Origin of the sequence: Maritimibacter sp. HL-12 (assembly GCF_900177545.1) — a bacterium.
Lineage (GTDB): Bacteria > Pseudomonadota > Alphaproteobacteria > Rhodobacterales > Rhodobacteraceae > Sinisalibacter.
Genome location: NZ_FXBQ01000001.1, coordinates 3149719 through 3165220, shown reverse-complemented (window position 1 = coordinate 3165220; position 15502 = coordinate 3149719). Strand labels below are relative to the sequence as shown.

General features: G+C 68.5%; 16 protein-coding genes. 8 read left to right on the top strand and 8 right to left on the bottom strand.

All coding sequences use genetic code 11. The annotated features are described in order from the left end of the window. Nucleotides 1-156: 156 nt before the first annotated feature. Together B9Y97_RS15645 and dksA are read right to left on the bottom strand one after the other, a co-directional pair. Complete coding sequence (locus tag B9Y97_RS15645) at nucleotides 157-1326, bottom strand: FAD-dependent monooxygenase (protein WP_085527618.1); 1170 nt, start codon at nucleotides 1324-1326, stop codon at nucleotides 157-159. A gap of 76 nt (nucleotides 1327-1402) precedes the next feature. Next, nucleotides 1403-1825, bottom strand: coding sequence for an RNA polymerase-binding protein DksA (dksA, locus tag B9Y97_RS15640; RefSeq protein WP_085528302.1), 423 nt, complete (start codon nucleotides 1823-1825; stop codon nucleotides 1403-1405). Nucleotides 1826-2011: 186 nt separating this feature from the next. Between dksA and B9Y97_RS15635 the strand changes: the two genes are divergently transcribed. Further along, nucleotides 2012-2851 (top strand): AAA family ATPase, encoded by an 840-nt coding sequence (locus B9Y97_RS15635; RefSeq protein ID WP_085527617.1) that lies wholly within the window; start codon nucleotides 2012-2014, stop codon nucleotides 2849-2851. A 126-nt stretch (nucleotides 2852-2977) separates the two neighbouring features. Here the strand turns inward: B9Y97_RS15635 and B9Y97_RS15630 are convergent, their stop codons facing one another. The 4 genes from B9Y97_RS15630 to B9Y97_RS15615 are packed head-to-tail and all read right to left on the bottom strand — an operon-like array spanning nucleotide 2978 to nucleotide 6109. After that, on the bottom strand, nucleotides 2978-3655 hold the full coding sequence (locus B9Y97_RS15630) for an alpha/beta hydrolase (RefSeq protein WP_085527616.1): 678 nt from the start codon (nucleotides 3653-3655) through the stop codon (nucleotides 2978-2980). Further along, nucleotides 3655-4284 (bottom strand): DNA-3-methyladenine glycosylase family protein, encoded by a 630-nt coding sequence (locus B9Y97_RS15625; RefSeq protein ID WP_085527615.1) that lies wholly within the window; start codon nucleotides 4282-4284, stop codon nucleotides 3655-3657. The genes B9Y97_RS15630 and B9Y97_RS15625 overlap by 1 nt, the downstream gene beginning before the upstream one ends. Further along, nucleotides 4281-5012 carry a cobalt-precorrin-6A reductase gene (locus tag B9Y97_RS15620; RefSeq protein ID WP_085527614.1) on the bottom strand — a complete coding sequence of 244 codons (732 nt, stop codon included), beginning with the start codon at nucleotides 5010-5012 and terminating at the stop codon, nucleotides 4281-4283. Before B9Y97_RS15620 ends, B9Y97_RS15625 begins: the two co-directional genes overlap by 4 nt. Beyond that, nucleotides 5009-6109: a cobalt-precorrin-5B (C(1))-methyltransferase gene (locus tag B9Y97_RS15615; protein ID WP_085527613.1), complete on the bottom strand. Its 1101-nt coding sequence runs from the start codon at nucleotides 6107-6109 to the stop codon at nucleotides 5009-5011. The genes B9Y97_RS15620 and B9Y97_RS15615 overlap by 4 nt, the downstream gene beginning before the upstream one ends. 116 nt (nucleotides 6110-6225) lie before the next feature. On the opposite strand from B9Y97_RS15615, the gene cobA reads away from it, so the two are divergent. The 4 genes from cobA to ispG all read left to right on the top strand — a co-directional run bounded on the left by cobA (nucleotide 6226) and on the right by ispG (nucleotide 10819). Continuing rightward, complete coding sequence (gene cobA, locus B9Y97_RS15610; protein WP_085527612.1) at nucleotides 6226-7071, top strand: uroporphyrinogen-III C-methyltransferase; 846 nt, start codon at nucleotides 6226-6228, stop codon at nucleotides 7069-7071. Then, on the top strand, nucleotides 7068-8339 hold the full coding sequence (locus B9Y97_RS15605; protein WP_085527611.1) for a cobyrinate a,c-diamide synthase: 1272 nt from the start codon (nucleotides 7068-7070) through the stop codon (nucleotides 8337-8339). The genes cobA and B9Y97_RS15605 overlap by 4 nt, the downstream gene beginning before the upstream one ends. 40 nt (nucleotides 8340-8379) lie before the next feature. Then, nucleotides 8380-9600: an MFS transporter gene (locus B9Y97_RS15600; RefSeq protein WP_085527610.1), complete on the top strand. Its 1221-nt coding sequence runs from the start codon at nucleotides 8380-8382 to the stop codon at nucleotides 9598-9600. Between the two features lie 85 nt (nucleotides 9601-9685). After that, the gene (ispG, locus tag B9Y97_RS15595; protein WP_085527609.1) at nucleotides 9686-10819 is read left to right on the top strand and encodes a flavodoxin-dependent (E)-4-hydroxy-3-methylbut-2-enyl-diphosphate synthase; all 1134 of its coding nucleotides are present in this window, start codon (nucleotides 9686-9688) and stop codon (nucleotides 10817-10819) included. A 109-nt stretch (nucleotides 10820-10928) separates the two neighbouring features. Here ispG and B9Y97_RS15590 read toward each other — a convergent pair whose 3' ends face one another. Beyond that, nucleotides 10929-11564, bottom strand: coding sequence for a cation efflux transmembrane domain-containing protein (locus B9Y97_RS15590; protein ID WP_085527608.1), 636 nt, complete (start codon nucleotides 11562-11564; stop codon nucleotides 10929-10931). A gap of 71 nt (nucleotides 11565-11635) precedes the next feature. Between B9Y97_RS15590 and B9Y97_RS15585 the strand changes: the two genes are divergently transcribed. Further along, nucleotides 11636-12052, top strand: coding sequence for a MerR family transcriptional regulator (locus B9Y97_RS15585; RefSeq protein ID WP_085527607.1), 417 nt, complete (start codon nucleotides 11636-11638; stop codon nucleotides 12050-12052). A 91-nt stretch (nucleotides 12053-12143) separates the two neighbouring features. On the opposite strand, the gene B9Y97_RS15580 is transcribed toward B9Y97_RS15585, so the two are convergent. Further along, a complete protein-coding gene (locus B9Y97_RS15580) occupies nucleotides 12144-12902 on the bottom strand; it encodes a DsbA family protein (RefSeq protein WP_139828345.1) in 759 nt (252 codons plus the stop codon). A 151-nt stretch (nucleotides 12903-13053) separates the two neighbouring features. On the opposite strand from B9Y97_RS15580, the gene B9Y97_RS15575 reads away from it, so the two are divergent. Together B9Y97_RS15575 and B9Y97_RS15570 are read left to right on the top strand one after the other, a co-directional pair. Further along, nucleotides 13054-14196, top strand: coding sequence for a pyridoxal phosphate-dependent aminotransferase (locus B9Y97_RS15575; protein ID WP_085527605.1), 1143 nt, complete (start codon nucleotides 13054-13056; stop codon nucleotides 14194-14196). 76 nt (nucleotides 14197-14272) lie between these two features. After that, nucleotides 14273-15493 carry an N-acetylmuramoyl-L-alanine amidase gene (locus tag B9Y97_RS15570; RefSeq protein ID WP_085528301.1) on the top strand — a complete coding sequence of 407 codons (1221 nt, stop codon included), beginning with the start codon at nucleotides 14273-14275 and terminating at the stop codon, nucleotides 15491-15493. Nucleotides 15494-15502: the final 9 nt, after the last annotated feature.

The window sequence follows — 15502 nt, the reverse complement described above, 5'->3', positions numbered from 1 at the left end:
CACCAAACCACCAAGATGTCAAAGTTCCGACAGGGTTTCGAGATTGCGTTGGCGGTCTGTTGCCGCACCGCCGCGAGGCCTCAAGCGGCACGTCGCCCTGCCCCTCGCCGCTTGCGGTGAATGCGGGCACGCCGCCGGCATGGCCCGGCGGCGCGCTCAGGCCCTGGTGACGTCGTGCTCATAAACCCAGTCGAACCGACCGAGCACCCGCGCTGACGCGAAACGCCCCGCGAGGCGCAGGGCATTGTGGCCGACGAACTTCAAGGCCGGGCTGGCGTAGTGGTAGTTGCTGGCGTTGCGGTTTGCCGCCTCGACCACGTTGATCACCCGGTGGCGGCGACGCGCCTGGTAGAGCGCCGGGCCTTCTTCAATCCCCGAGACCGAGAGGCATTCGGCCAGCACCCAGGCGTCTTCCAGCGCCATCACCGCGCCTTGCGCCATAAACGGCAGCGTCGGGTGGGCGGCGTCGCCGAGAATCACCGAGTTGCCCTTGTGCCATTGCTCGGCCACCGGGTGGCGGAACAGCCCCCAGAGGTTGACCGTCTCGACCCGCTCCAGCAGCGCCCGCGCCTCGGGCGCATACATCGCGAAGGCCTTGCGCAGGTTGGCCGGATCGTCGTCGTGATTCCAGCCCTCGGCCACCCAGCCCGAACGCTCCTGCACCGCGACGATGTTGAGGATCTGGCCGCCCCTGAGCGGGTAGCTGACCATGTGCCGGCCCGGCCCCATCCAGATCGTCGCTTCCGCCGCCTCGTCCCCCTCGGCGGGCACCAGCGCGCGCCAGGCCACCTGGCCGGTGAACACCGGGTCGCGCGGCACGTTGAGGGCGCGATACATCAGCGAATGCAGCCCCTCGGCCCCGACGACAAAATGCGCCTCGCGAGTCGGCTGGCCCTCGATCTCGACCAGAGTCGAATTCTGGCCGACGTCGACGCGGGTTACCTTCGCGCCGGTCTCGATCGTGACACCTTGCGCGCGCGCCGCCTCGGCGAGAATGTCGATCAGGTCGGCGCGGTGGAACATCAGGAACTCGCGACCGGGCTTCAACTTCTCGAAGTCGAGCCGGATCACGTCTCGCCCCGAGACCCCGTCCTTGAGCACCACGGCCTTGCTTGCCACCGAGCGCGCCCGCGCCGTGGCGCCAAGCCCCATCGCATCGAGCACCGCCACGCCGTTGGGGCTGATCTGAAGGCCGGCACCGACCTCGCGAATCGCCGGGGCCTGTTCCAGAACGGTCACTTTGGCCCCGCGCATCGCGAGGGCGGCGGCGGCGGCGAGCCCACCGATTCCCCCGCCCAGAACGGTGATTTCCTGACCCTTGAGCATCCAGCCCTCCCCTCACATCAAAACACCGGGGCGTTGCCACCCCGGTGCCTGTTCAGCTCATCGCCTCGCGCATATCTCAGTCGTCCCGATGCACTTTCTCGCGCCGCTCGTGGCGCTCCTGCGCCTCGAGGCTCAAGGTCGCGATCGGACGGGCATCGAGCCGCTTGAGCGAGATCGGTTCGCCGGTCTCCTCGCAATAGCCATACTCGCCCTCTTCGATCCGCCGCAGCGCCGCGTCGATCTTGGAGACAAGCTTGCGCTGACGATCCCGGGTGCGCAGTTCGAGCGCCCGGTCGGTCTCTTCCGAAGCTCGATCGGCGATATCGGGAATGTTGCGCGTGCCCTCCTGCAACCCCTCGATCGTGGACTTGCTGTCGTCGAGCAGATCCGCTTTCCAAGCCTGAAGCTTGCGACGAAAATACTCCAGCTGGCGGGCGTTCATGAAGGGTTCGTCCTCGGCGGGACGGTAATCCTCGGGCAGGAACACTTCAGCTTTCATCCCAGGCTCCTTCTGCTCGCCGGCGGCCGCCATGTTTTCGAAAATCTCGACCATCCGGTGTCCTCCTGCGCGCCCATTTAGCCCACCCTTGGTTGGTTGTCACTAGCCAATGCGCTTGCCCCCACCTGCACCTTCGAGGCATATGGGAGCCAGACCAAGCCCTGCGCCAACCCCCGGAAAGCCCCGATGCAATTTACGTCCACCGCCACCTATGTCGCCACCGAAGATCTCTCCGTCGCGGTCAATGCCGCGGTGACGCTGGAGCGTCCGCTGCTGGTCAAGGGCGAGCCCGGCACCGGCAAGACCGAGCTGGCGCGCCAGGTTGCCGGCGCGCTCGGCATGGAAATCATCGAGTGGCATATCAAGTCGACCACCCGCGCCCAGCAGGGGCTCTACGAATACGACGCGGTGAGCCGGCTGCGCGACAGCCAACTCGGCGACGAACGCGTGCACGACGTCTCCAACTACATCCGGCGCGGCAAGCTCTGGCAGGCCTTCGCCGCCGAGGAGCGGGTGGTGTTGCTGATCGACGAGATCGACAAGGCCGACATCGAGTTCCCGAACGACCTGTTGCAGGAACTCGACCGGATGGAATTCCACGTCTACGAGACCGGCGAAATGGTGCGCGCCCGCCACCGCCCGGTGGTGATCATCACCTCGAACAACGAAAAGGAACTGCCCGACGCCTTCCTGCGCCGTTGTTTCTTCCATTACATCCGCTTCCCCGACATCGACACGATGCGGCGCATCGTCGAGGTCCACCACCCCGGCATCAAGGAGCGGCTTCTGACCACTGCGCTTACGCAATTCTACGAGATCCGCGACCAGGCCGGGCTGAAGAAAAAACCCTCCACCTCCGAGGTGCTCGACTGGCTCAAGCTCTTGCTCGCCGAAGACCTCGATGCCGAGGATCTCAAGCGCGAGGGCCCCTCCGCGCTGCCGAAACTGCACGGCGCACTGCTGAAGAACGAACAGGACGTGCACCTCTTCGAACGGCTTGCCTTCATGGCTCGGCGCGAGCGCTAGGCCGCAGACCAGACCCGGTCATAAGCGCAAGACCCCCTGCGCTTTTTTCCTGGGTCAAATACTCCGGGGGTCCGGGGGCAGCGCCCCCGGCGGATCGGCCCGGGCGCAGCCCGGGGCGATCCCGTCCTAGCCCGCTTCCAGAGCGATTCCCAACCGCTCGGCCATGAAGGCCAGCGCCACCGAGAGGCCGTCCGGCGCGATGCCGTGGCCGGTGCCCTCCATCACGTGGCCGAACACCTCGAACCCGGCTTTCTCCAGCGCCTGCCCGGCCTCGTTGAAATGCCCCGGCGGCACCATCTCGTCCTGGTCGCCGTGAATGAGCAGCACCGGCGGCTTCGACAGCACCGTGTCGGCAAAGCTGTCGGGGTCGAGCAACCGGCCCGAACTGGCCACGATCCCCGCCACGGGTTTGTCGCGAAGCGGCAAGGCGCGCAGGGCCAGCATCGCGCCCTGGCTGAAGCCGAACACGATCAGCCGGTCGGGGCCGATGCCCTCCTGCGCCAGCACCTGGTCGATGAAGGCGTCGATGTCGCGCACCGCCTGAAAGGCGCCTTCCGAGGCTTCCTCGTCGGTCGAGCCATCGAGCCAGGGGATCGGGAACCACTGGAAGCCGAAGGGATTGCCCGCGCATTTCTCCGGCGCGTCCGGCGCGATGAAGGCGGTGTCGGGCATGTGCGGCGCCAGTGGGTCGGCGAGGCCGAGGAGGTCGTCGCCATCCGCGCCGTAGCCGTGCAGCAAGAGCACCACCGATTTCACCTCGCCCGACATCGGCGGCCGGCGCTTGAACTTCAACTCCCGCGTCATCAACGCATCCCTTCCCTGTTTGTCACCACCCGGTAATAGGCCCACAAAAGCCGCGCCGCAACGCCCCGCCAGGGCGACCAGTCGGCGGCCATCGCGCGCAAGACCGCCTCGCGCGGGCGGGCCTCCAGCCCGAACAACGCCCGCGCCGCCTCCTGCAAGGCAAGGTCGCCGGCGGCGAAGACATCGGCCCGACCGAGGCTGAACATGGCGTAGATCTCCGCCGTCCAGCGGCCGATCCCGGGCACCTCGGTGAGCCGGGCCACCACCGCCGCGTCGGGCAGGTGGCGCAGGGCGCGGTAATCGATATCGGCCAGCGCGAGCGCCCGGGCATAGCGTGCCTTCTGGCGGCTGAGCCCGGCGGCGCGCAGGGTGTCATCACCGGCAAGCGCGAGCTGCGCGGGGTCGGTCAGCCCCGCCGTCTCGACCCGGGCCCATGTCGCCGCCGCGCTCGCGGTGCTCACCTGCTGGCCGATGATCGCCCAGAGCAGGTGCGCAAACCCCTCCGGACGACGGCGCAGGGGCAGCGGCCCGACCGCGGCCAGCGCCGCCGCGAAACGCGGCTCGCGCGCGGCCAGCACCTCGGCACCTTCGGCGAGGTCCGCCGCCGTCGCGATGATCCGGCCAGTCACAGCCGCGGCTCCAGCCAGTCCAGCGCCGCGTCCACCGTCTCGGCCTTGTCGCCCGGTGGCGGCGTGGGGCGGCGGATCAGCACCACCGGCAGGCCCAATGCGCGCGCGGCATGGAGCTTGGCGTCTGTCGCCCCACCTGCGTCCTTGACGACCAGCGCACCTATCCCGAGCCGCCTGAACAGCGCGATCTCATCGGCCACCGAGAACGGCGGTCGGCCGGTCACCCAGTCGCCGCGCGGCAGCGGAAACGGCGCTTCGGCCGGGTCGATCCGGCGGCAGAACACGCGGTGCGCGGCCAGCCCGGTGAAGCGGTCGAGCCGCTTCGGCCCGGTGGCGAGAAACACCGCCGCACCCTCCGGCAGGGCCGCCGCCACGTCTTCCTCGCGATCCACGAAGCACCACGAATCACCCGCACCGGGCTGCCAGCCGGGGCGCAGAAGCTGGAGATAGGCCATCCCGCGCCGAGCACAGATGGCCTGCGTGCGCGCGGAAATCTCTGCGGCGAATGGATGCGTTGCATCCACAACAACCTCTATCCCCTCGTCACTCATAAATTTTTCTTGCGCCGCCGCACCCCCGAACCCGCCAACCCGGACCGGAACCGCGAGGCTTTGCGGCCTGCGCGTCTCGCCCGCGAGCGAGGCGATCACGCTGAAACGCGGATCGCCCGACAGCCGCGCGGCCAAGGTCCGCGCCTCGGCCGTGCCCGCCAGCAGCAAGAGCTTCACGGTCCCGCCCGCGCAATCACCGCGCCCTCCCGCGACACCGCTACCACGTCGAAAGCGATTTCATGCCCGAAGCGTGCGCGCACCTGTTCCAGCGCCGACTCGGCGATCCGTTCGGCAAGCGGTTTCCCCATGATCTCATAGGCTTCCAAGACGGTATTCACGTTTTTCACCCGGGCGTCCCCGACCATGTCCGCCAGCCGCACGAAATTGACCTGGCTGCGCGCCGAGTGCAGGTCGATCGCCCCCTGCGCGAGCTTGGCGAGCTTGGCCAGCCCGCCGCCGATGGTTACCCGCGCCACCGGGTGGCGGGCCAGGTATTTCAGCATACCGCCGGCAAAATCGCCCATGTCGAGCATCGCGTGATCGGGCAGGCCATAGAGCGCCTGCACCGCGCGTTCGCTTGTCGCCCCGGTGCAGCCGGCCACATGGGTCAGCCCGGTCGCCCGCGCCACGTCGACGCCGCGATGGATCGAGGCGATCCAGGCGGCGCAGGAGAACGGCCGCACGATGCCGGTGGTGCCCAGCACCGAGAGCCCGCCCTCGATGCCGAGCCGCGGGTTCCAGGTTTTCGCCGCGATCTTGTCGCCGCCGGGGATCGAGATGGTGATTTCGAGGCCCGGCAGCCCGGCGTCGGCCCAATGCGCCCCGATCTTTTCATCGTCGGGCAGCGGCACCGCGAACCGCGCCGTCGCAAGCCCGGCCTCCCATGCCGCGCGCAACATCATTTGGCGCGGCACCGGGTTGATCGCGGGCTCGCCCGGGGGGATCGGCAGGCCCGGTTTCGTCACCGTGCCAACCCCGGCACCGGCGCGGAAGATCACGCCCGCCCCGGCCTCACACACCCGCGCGAGGATCAGCGCGCCGTGGGTCACGTCGGGGTCGTCGCCTGCGTCCTTCACCACCCCTGCCTCGGCCCAGCCCGGTCCCTCGCGCCGGTCGGCCAGGGCAAAACTCGGGCGTTCGCCGCGCGGCAGGGTGATCGTCACGGTCTCGGGAAAGGCACCGCCCCAGAGCCGCAGGAGCGCCGCCTTCACCGCGGCGGTGGCACAGGCACCCGTGGTCCAGCCCCGGCGCAACTCTGTCTTCGGCGTCTCCATGCCGCGATGATAGACCTCAAGCCCGGCCCGACTTCCACCCCTTTCATGTTTCCAAAACTGCCCCCCGGGCCCCGGGGGGCTGGCCCCCCGCTCCGGCCCGCGCCATAAATCACTCCATGACCGATTCCCTTCTCCCCCCGGGCGACTGGCCCGAGATGCGCCCCGGCTGGGTCTGGCTGGTGGGCGCAGGCCCCGGCGACCCCGGCCTTGTGACCCTGCAGGCGCTCAACGCACTCAGGCAGGCCGAGGTGATCGTGCACGATGCCCTCGTCGCGCCCGCGATCCTCGCCTGGGCCAACCCGGCGGCGCGGCTGATCGACATGGGCAAGCGCGGCGGCACCGTCTCGCCGAAGCAACGCGACATCTCGCTCGAACTGGTCGATCTCGCCCGCGCCGGGCACCGGGTGCTCCGGCTCAAGGGCGGCGATCCTTACGTTTTCGGGCGCGGCGGCGAGGAGGGGCAAACGCTGGTGCAGCACGGCGTGCCGATCCGGGTGGTGCCAGGCATTTCCTCGGGCGTCGGCGGGCTTGCCCATGCCGGCATTCCGATCACCCACCGCGACGTCAACGCCAGCTTCACCGTGGTCACCGGGCACGACCCGAAAGGCCGCGCGCCCGATCTCGACTGGCAGGCCATCGCGCGCGGCGCGGAAGTGATCGTGATCTACATGGGGATGCGCAACCTCGACGAGATTGCCGCGAAGCTCATGGCGGCGGGCCGTGCGGGCGACACGCCGGTGGCGATCGTGCAGAATGCCACCTTGCCCGACCAGCGGGTGCTTGAAACCCGGCTGTCGGTCTGCGCCGCACAAGCCGAGGCGGCGGGGCTCGGTGCGCCCGCCATCGTCTGTGTCGGCGAGGCGGTGCTGCTGCGTCAGGCGCTCGACTGGCAGGCGCTGGAAGCGGGCGCGGTCCCGCGCAACCCCGACCCGCTCGGCCTCGGCCCCGCCGAGGGCTCATGACCGGGCGGGGGGTGATCCTCGCCGCCCCCGGCTCGGGCAGCGGCAAGACCACGCTCACGCTCGGGCTGTTGCGCGCATTTCACCGGCGGGGGCTGGCCGTGCGCGGTGCCAAGTCCGGCCCCGATTACATCGATCCGCGTTTTCACGAGGCCGCCTGCGCGCGGCCCTGCCCCAACCTCGACGCCTGGGCGATGCCGCGGGACCGGATCGCCGCGCTTGCCGCGGGCGAGGGGCTTTTGCTCATCGAGGGGGCGATGGGCCTGTTCGACGGCGCGCCACCCGAAGGCAAGGGCGCGACCGCCGATCTCGCCCGCCTGCTCGGGTTGCCGGTGGTGCTGGTGGTCGATGCCGCGCACATGGCGCAGAGCGTGGCGGCGCTGGTGGCGGGCTTTGCCCGGCACGACGAAAGTGTGCAGGTGGCGGGGGTGATCCTCAACAAGGTGGGCTCGCCGCGCCACGAGGCGATGCTGCGCCGCGCGCTCGCCCCGCTCGGGTTGCCGGTGCTGGGTGCGCTGCACCGCCAGCCGGGGCTCGAACACCCCTCGCGCCATCTCGGGCTGGTGCAGGCGCATGAGCGCGCCGATCTCGATGCCTGGCTCGATCACGTGGCGGGCGCGGTGGCGGCGGCGGTCGATCTCGACGCGCTCGCAGCCCTTGCCGCGCCGCTGCCGCCTGCGCCGAGGCCGCCCCGGCTGCCCGCGCCGGGACGCCGCATCGCGCTGGCCTCCGACCGCGCCTTCGCCTTCGCCTACCCGCATATCCTCGACGACTGGCGCGCGGACGGGGCGCAGATCATCCCGTTCTCGCCGCTGGCCGACGAAGCCCCGGACGAGGCCGCCGACTTCATTTTCCTGCCCGGCGGCTACCCCGAGTTGCACGCGAGCACCCTCGCCGAGGCCGCCCGGTTCAAGGCCGCGATGCGCGCCGCCCGCTGCCCGATCTGGGGTGAATGCGGCGGCTACATGGTGCTCGGCAACAGCCTCACCGACGCCGACGGCGCGCGCCACGAGATGCTCGGCCTGCTCGACCTCGAGACCAGCTTCGCCGCGCGCCGCCTGCACCTCGGCTACCGCAAGCTGCACGCGATCGACGGCCCCTTCCCCGGCACCTGGGCGGCGCATGAATTCCACTACGCCACGACGCTGCGCGCCGAGGGTACGCCGCTGTTCGAGGCGGTCGACGCCGAAGGCAGAGCCCTGGCCCCGGCGGGGCTCGTGGCCGGGCAGGTCGCAGGCTCTTTCCTCCACCTGATTGACAGGCCAGACTAAGCCCCTTCCCTTTCCCCAAAAGCCCGGATATTTCACCCCGATGAGTTCGAACATCATCTCCGACGACCGCAAGGCAAAACGCAACGTGGTGATCCTGGTGCTCGCCCAGGCCCTGCTGGGTGCGCAGATGCCGATGATCTTCACCATCGCCGGGCTGGCCGGGCAATCGCTCGCCTCCAATCCCTGCTGGGCCACCCTGCCGATCTCGCTCACCGTGCTGGCCTCGATGGTGATGGCCAACCCGATGAGCTGGATCATGCAGCGGTTCGGGCGGCGGGCGGGTTTCTGGCTCGGCACCATCGGCGGCAGCGTCGGTGCGGCGATCGGGGTCTATGCGCTGATCCAGGGCAGCTTCACACTGTTCAACATCGGGGCCTTCTTCACCGGCTTCTACATGTCGGCGCAGGGTTTCTACCGCTTTGCCGCCGCCGACACCGCATCGGACGCGTTCCGCCCGAAGGCGATTTCCTACGTCATGGCGGGCGGATTGGCCGCCGCCGTGATCGGGCCGCAACTCGTCAAGGTAACGGCGGATGCTATGGTGGTGCCCTTCGTCGGGGCCTATCTCGCGGTGATCGCGATCAACATCGTCGGGGCCTTCCTCTTCCTCGGGCTCGACATTCCCACCCCCGCACGCCCGACGGGCAACGAGCCGCGCGGGCGCAGCACGCTGGAACTTCTGAAAACCCCGGTGATCGCGGTGTCGATCATCACCGCGATGGTGTCCTACGCGCTGATGAACCTGGTGATGACCTCGACGCCCCTCGCGGTGGTCGGTTGCGGCTTCGAGACCGGCACTGCCGCCGACGTGGTCACCGCCCACGTGCTGGCGATGTATATCCCCTCGTTCTTCACCGGCCACCTGATCGCCCGATTCGGTGCGCGCAGCATCGTGGCCACCGGCCTCGGTATCCTCGCCATCGCCGGGTTCGTCGGGTTGATGGGGGTGGAGCTGGAGCACTTCTTCGTCGCCCTCGTGCTGCTCGGCGTGGGCTGGAACTTCGGCTTCATCGGCGCCACCACCATGCTCGCAGGCTCCCACGAGAGCCACGAGCGCGGCCGGATCCAGGGCATGAACGACATGATCGTGTTCGGCGGCGTCACCGTCGCGTCCCTGGCTTCGGGCGGGTTGATGAACTGCTCGGGCGGCGACGCGCAGGATGGCTGGATCGCGGTGAACCTGGCGATGATTCCCTTCCTCGCGCTGGCGGGTGCCGCGCTGATCTGGCTGGTGATGCGTCCGAAAGACGAATTGGCCTGAGCCCGGGCGCGATCACCGTCTCTTGCCTTGTCGCCGCCCCGGCCCCGCGTTATCCCTTGGCCAACCGCAAGCGAGCGAGGCCGAGATGACCCATAACCCGATCCGACCCTGGCGTGATATCGAGCGCCGCAAGTCGCGCCAGATCATGGTGGGCAACGTGCCCGTGGGCGGCGATGCACCGATCGCGGTGCAGACGATGACCAACACCGACACCTGCGATGTCGCCGCCACCGTGGCGCAGGTGCAGGCGGCGGCCGACGCCGGGGCCGATATCGTGCGCGTCTCCACCCCGGACGAGGCTTCAACGAAGGCACTCAGAGACATCGTGCGCGAAAGCCCGGTGCCGATCGTGGCCGACATCCATTTCCACTACAAACGCGCGATCGAGGCGGCCGAGGCGGGCGCGGCCTGCCTGCGCATCAACCCCGGCAATATCGGCTCGGAAGAGCGTGTGCGCGAGGTGATCCGTGCGGCCAAGGATCACGGCTGTTCGATCCGCATCGGCGTGAACGCCGGCAGCCTCGAGAAGCACCTGCTCGAGAAATACGGCGAACCCTGCCCCGAGGCGATGGTGGAAAGCGGGCTCGACCATATCCGCATTCTCGAAGACAACGATTTTCATGAATACAAGATCAGCGTGAAGGCGTCGGACGTGTTTCTCGCCGCCGCCGCCTACCACGGGATCGCCGACGCGACAGACGCGCCGATTCACCTCGGGATCACCGAGGCGGGCGGTTTCGTCTCCGGCACGATCAAGTCGGCGGTGGGCCTGGGCAACCTGCTCTGGGCCGGGATCGGCGACACCATCCGCGTCAGCCTCTCCGCCGATCCGGTGGAAGAGGTCAAGGTCGGCTTCGAGATCCTGAAATCGCTGGGGCTGCGCCACCGCGGCGTCAACATCATCTCCTGCCCGTCCTGCGCCCGGCAGGGCTTCGATGTGATCAAGACGGTGGCGATCCTTGAAGAGCGGCTGGCCCATATCCACACCCCGATGAGCCTGTCGATCATCGGCTGCGTGGTGAACGGCCCCGGCGAGGCGCTGATGACCGACGTCGGCTTCACCGGCGGCGGCGCGGGGTCCGGCATGGTCTACGTCGCCGGAAAGCAGGACCACAAGCAGGACAACGCCGGGATGGTGGATCACATCGTCGAGCTGGTGGAGAAGCGCGCCGCCGAGATCGAGGCGGCCGCGGCTGCGGAATCGGAAGCCGCCGAATAGCCGGCGGGTCCATCGCCTGAAGCGGCATTCGGCAAGGGCTGGTGACCGGAGACCACCCCGGGGGCGCGACGACGTGGCCCCGGTGGCGAGAGATCCGGGGCGATCCGGGTTATCCCTGCCCGCGCGTATGGCCGAGCATGTCGCGCCGTTCGGCCAGGGCCTGCCGCACGATCAGGAAGGCGGAGGACAAAAAAAGCCCCGCCATGATCGCCGCAACGATCAGGTCGGGCCAGCCGGTTGCCGTGCCCCAGACACCCAGCGCCGCCGCCATCACCGCCAGGTTGCCGATGGCATCGTTTCGCGAGCACAGCCAGACCGAGCGCACGTTGGCATCGCCTTGCCTGTAGCGCAACAGAAGGCCCACGCTGGCAAGGTTCGTCAGCAGCGCGAGAAACCCGACGGCCCCCATGATCTCAGCGGTCGGCACGCCGACGTAGAACACGCGATGAACCGTCGAGCCGAACACCCAGAGCCCCATCAGCAGCAGGCTGATGCCCTTGACGAGGGCTGCATTGGTCCGGGCGCGCACCGAGGCCCCGATCACCGCCAGCGATATCCCGTAGGTCAGCGCGTCGCCTGCGAAATCGAGCGCATCGGCTTGCAGCGCCTGCGAACTTGCCAGGTGGCCGGCCGTCATCTCGACCACGAACATGGTCGCGTTCAACAGGATGACGATCCAGAGCCGCCGCCGGTAGTCAACCGAAAGGCCTTCAAACCTGGCCTCCTGTTCGCAGCATCCGGGCATCGGCTACCTCCTTCAAAACTCACTGGTCCCAGTGTAATGTCTCCAGTGACTAGAGGTTCAAGGGGGTCTTCATGTATTCCATCGGCGAGCTCTCCAAGCGCACGAATGTCAAGGTGCCGACGATCCGCTACTACGAGGCGATGGGGCTTCTGGCTGCCCCGGAACGAACCAAGGGCAACCAGCGGCGATACGGCACCGAAGGGCTGGAGCGATTGAGCTTCATCCGTCACGCGCGCGATCTGGGGTTTTCCATCGAGGCCATTTCGTCGCTGATCCAGCTTCAGGAACATCCCGACCAATCCTGCAAGACGGCAACGGATATTGCGGTTTCGCAGCTTGCCAATGTGCGCGCGAAGATTTCCCGGCTCAAGACACTCGAAAAGGAACTGTCTCGCATCACGCGGGGATGCAACGGCCGGGGGCGATCCGGCAATTGCTATGTCTTGGCGTCGCTGGCAGACCATGGGCTTTGCGACCGCGAGCATTGACGGCAAGGCGCACGGCATTCCCGGGCACGCCCGGTTGCGCCCCGCTCCGCCGCCAACCGCTCGAAGCTCCGGGGGATTGCCCCCCGCCGCCTCACTCCTTCGCTTCGCGCAGCTCCGCGACGATTTCTTCCATCGCGCCAAGCGGCACGTAGCCGCGCACGAGCTGGTCTTCCATCACGAAGGTTGGCGTGCCGGTGATCTGCAGACGCTGCGCCAGCGCGTGGTTGTCGGAGATGATGGCGTCGACCTGCGGGTCGGACATGCCCTCGATGATCGCGGCACCGTTGAGGCCAAGATCGTCGGCCAGAGCCGAGAGGTTGTCGGGCGTGGCGTTGCCGCGCATCGTCATCATCGCGTCGTGCAGGGGTTCATAGGCTTCATCGCCGCCGATCAGCAGCGCGGAGGTGGCAAAGCGCGAGGCGATCATGCTCTCCTCGCCGAGGATCGGGAATTCCTTGTAAACGATGCGGATATTGCCGTCGTTCTCGATCAGGGCCTGAAGCTCGGGATAGGCCTTCTTGCAGTAGCCGCACTTGTAGTCGACAAATTCGACAAAGGTGATATCGCCGTCGGGGTTGCCGCCGACGAAGGACACGCCGTCATTGAAGATCGCCTCGGCGTTGGTCTTGACCAACGCGGCGTCGCCCGCGACCTGTTCGGCGGCGCGGCGGCGCTCCAGCACCTCGATCGCTTCCATGATCACGTCGGGGTTGTCGAGCAGGTAGGCCCGCACCTCGTCGCGAAAGGCGCTGCGCTCGTCGTCGCTCAGCGCCTCGATATCGAAGGCGAGCGCGGGGGTGGCGGCGAGCCCGGCGGCAAGCGCGAGGGCGGGAAGGAAACGGCGGGTCATCATGGCTCCGATCTGAACTGGTCGCGTTGGGCCGGACATTGGCGCAACCGGGGCCGGGGCACAACCGGGCGCGACACTTGGACCGCGTCACGACTTGACCTTTCGCCCCCGAGGAGGCACCCCGGTTGCAAAACAGACTAGCGAGGGCGGCATGAGGGCATCAAGGCGATCAGAGGTCGATCCCTTCATTGTGATGGACGTGATGGAGGCGGCGCGCGAGGCGGAAACGGCGGGCCGGCACATCATTCACATGGAAGTGGGCCAGCCCGGCACGCCCGCCCCCGAGGGCGCGCGCCGGGCGGTGATGGCGGCGATGGAGGCGGGCCCGCTCGGCTACACCGTGGCCCTCGGCCTGCCCGAGTTGCGCGCCCGCATCGCCCGGCACTACGGCGAGTGGTATGGCGTCGATCTCGATCCCGCCCGCGTGGTGGTCACCGCCGGCTCCTCGGGTGCGTTCCTGCTCGCCTTCACCGCGCTGTTCGATTCGGGCGACCGGGTGGGCTTGGGCGATCCGGGCTATCCCTCCTACCGCCAGATCCTCTCCGCCCTCGGCTTCACGCCGGTGGGGATCCAGACCAGCCCGCAGAACCGATACCAGCCGGTGCCCGAGGATCTGCCCGAGGGGCTGGCCGGGCTGATGATCGCCAGCCCCGGCAATCCCACCGGCACGATGCTCGGGCACAACGCCCTTGCCGCGCTGGTCGAGGCCACGCAATCGCGCGGCATGTCGCTCATATCCGACGAGATATATCACGGTCTGCATTACGGCGCGCGCGGGGTGAGCGCGCTGGAGATCACCGACGATGTCTATGTGATCAACTCGTTTTCCAAGTATTTCTCGATGACCGGCTGGCGCGTCGGCTGGATGGTGGTGCCCGAGGATCACGTCCGCCGGATCGAACGGATCGCGCAGAACCTGTTCATCTGCCCGCCGCATGCCAGCCAGGTGGCCGCGCTGGCCGCGCTCGATTGCGGTGCGGAACTGGAGGCCAACCGCGCGGTCTATGCAAAAAACCGCGCATTGATGCTGGAGGGTCTGCCAAAGGCCGGGTTCGACAGGATCGCGCCCCCGGATGGTGCCTTCTACGTCTATGCCGATGTCTCTCACCTCACCGACGACAGCCGCGCCTTCTCGGCCGAAATCCTGCGCGAAGCAGGCGTGGCGGTAACGCCGGGGCTCGATTTCGACCCGGTGCGGGGCCACGGCACATTGCGGTTTTCCTATGCCCGATCCACCGCGGATATCGAGGAGGGGCTGGCCCGGCTCGCCCGCTTCATGGCCGCGCGGGGATGAGCGCGGCGGTTTACGCCGCGCGGGGCTGCGCAAGGGCTGCAGGCAGGCTATAGTCGGGCGAAAAAAGGGCATGGCGATGCGGCAGTTTCTCTTGCTTTTCGGTTTGATCTGGCTCGTCGGCAGCGCGGGTGCCGGGGCGCAACAGGCGCTGTCCGGGCTGGCCCGGCTCACCGGCGACGGTCTGGAATTGACCGAGCGGCGCGGGCGGGTCGAGATCGAAATGGGCCTCACCCAGCCGGTTCCGTGGCGGGTCTTCACCCTCGACGGCCCGCCGCGCGTGGTGGTCGACTTTTCAGAACTCGACTGGAGCAATGCCGGGGCGGAGGTCGCGGCGACGCAGGCCGAGCAGATCGACACGATCACGGTCGGCACCTTCCGGCCCGGCTGGTCGCGGATGGTGATCGCGCTTGCGGGGCCGATGGCGGTGACCGAGGCCGAGATGGCCACGCAAGACGGCGGCGCGCGGGTGCGGCTTTTGCTGACCGCAAGCGACGCCACGAGTTTCGCCGCCAGTGCCGGCGCGCCGGACAGCGCGCTGTTTCACGAGGCGCGCGGGCTTGGACTGCCACCGCGCGCGCGGCCGGAGGGCGCGCACGGGCTGATGGTGGTGGTCGATCCGGGCCACGGCGGGATCGACCCCGGCGCCGAACGCGGCGGGTTGCGCGAGGCCGACCTGATGCTCACCTTCGCACGCGAGCTTGAGGAAGTGCTGTTGCGCGCGGGTCTGTTCGACGTGGTGCTGACCCGCGACGACGACATCTTCGTGCCGCTGGAAGAACGGGTGACGATCGCGCGCAGGGCCGGGGCCGACGTGTTCCTGTCGCTCCACGCCGACGCGCTGGCCGAGGGCCACGCCCAGGGTGCCACCGTCTACACGCTGGCCGACGAGGCCTCCGACCTCGCCTCCGCCACCCTCGCCGAACGCCACGACCGCGCCGATCTTCTCGCCGGGGTGGATCTTTCGTCGTCCGACGACGCGGTGGCTTTGGTGCTGATGGACCTTGCGCGCACCGAAACCACGCCGCGCGCCGAGCGGCTCGCGGAGGCGCTGATCGCGGGCATCCACAGCGCCACGCAATCGACCTTCAAGCGCCCGCACCTGCACGCCGCCTTCTCGGTTCTGAAAGCGCCCGACATCCCGTCGGCGCTGATCGAACTGGGCTTTCTGTCCTCCGAGCGTGACCGCGCCAAGCTTGCCGATCCGTCGTGGCGGCTGAGTGCCGCCCAAGGCATTCGCGACGGCCTGCTGCAATGGGCGCGCGAAGACGCGGCGGCGGCGGAAAGGCTCTTGCGCTAGGGCCCGGCG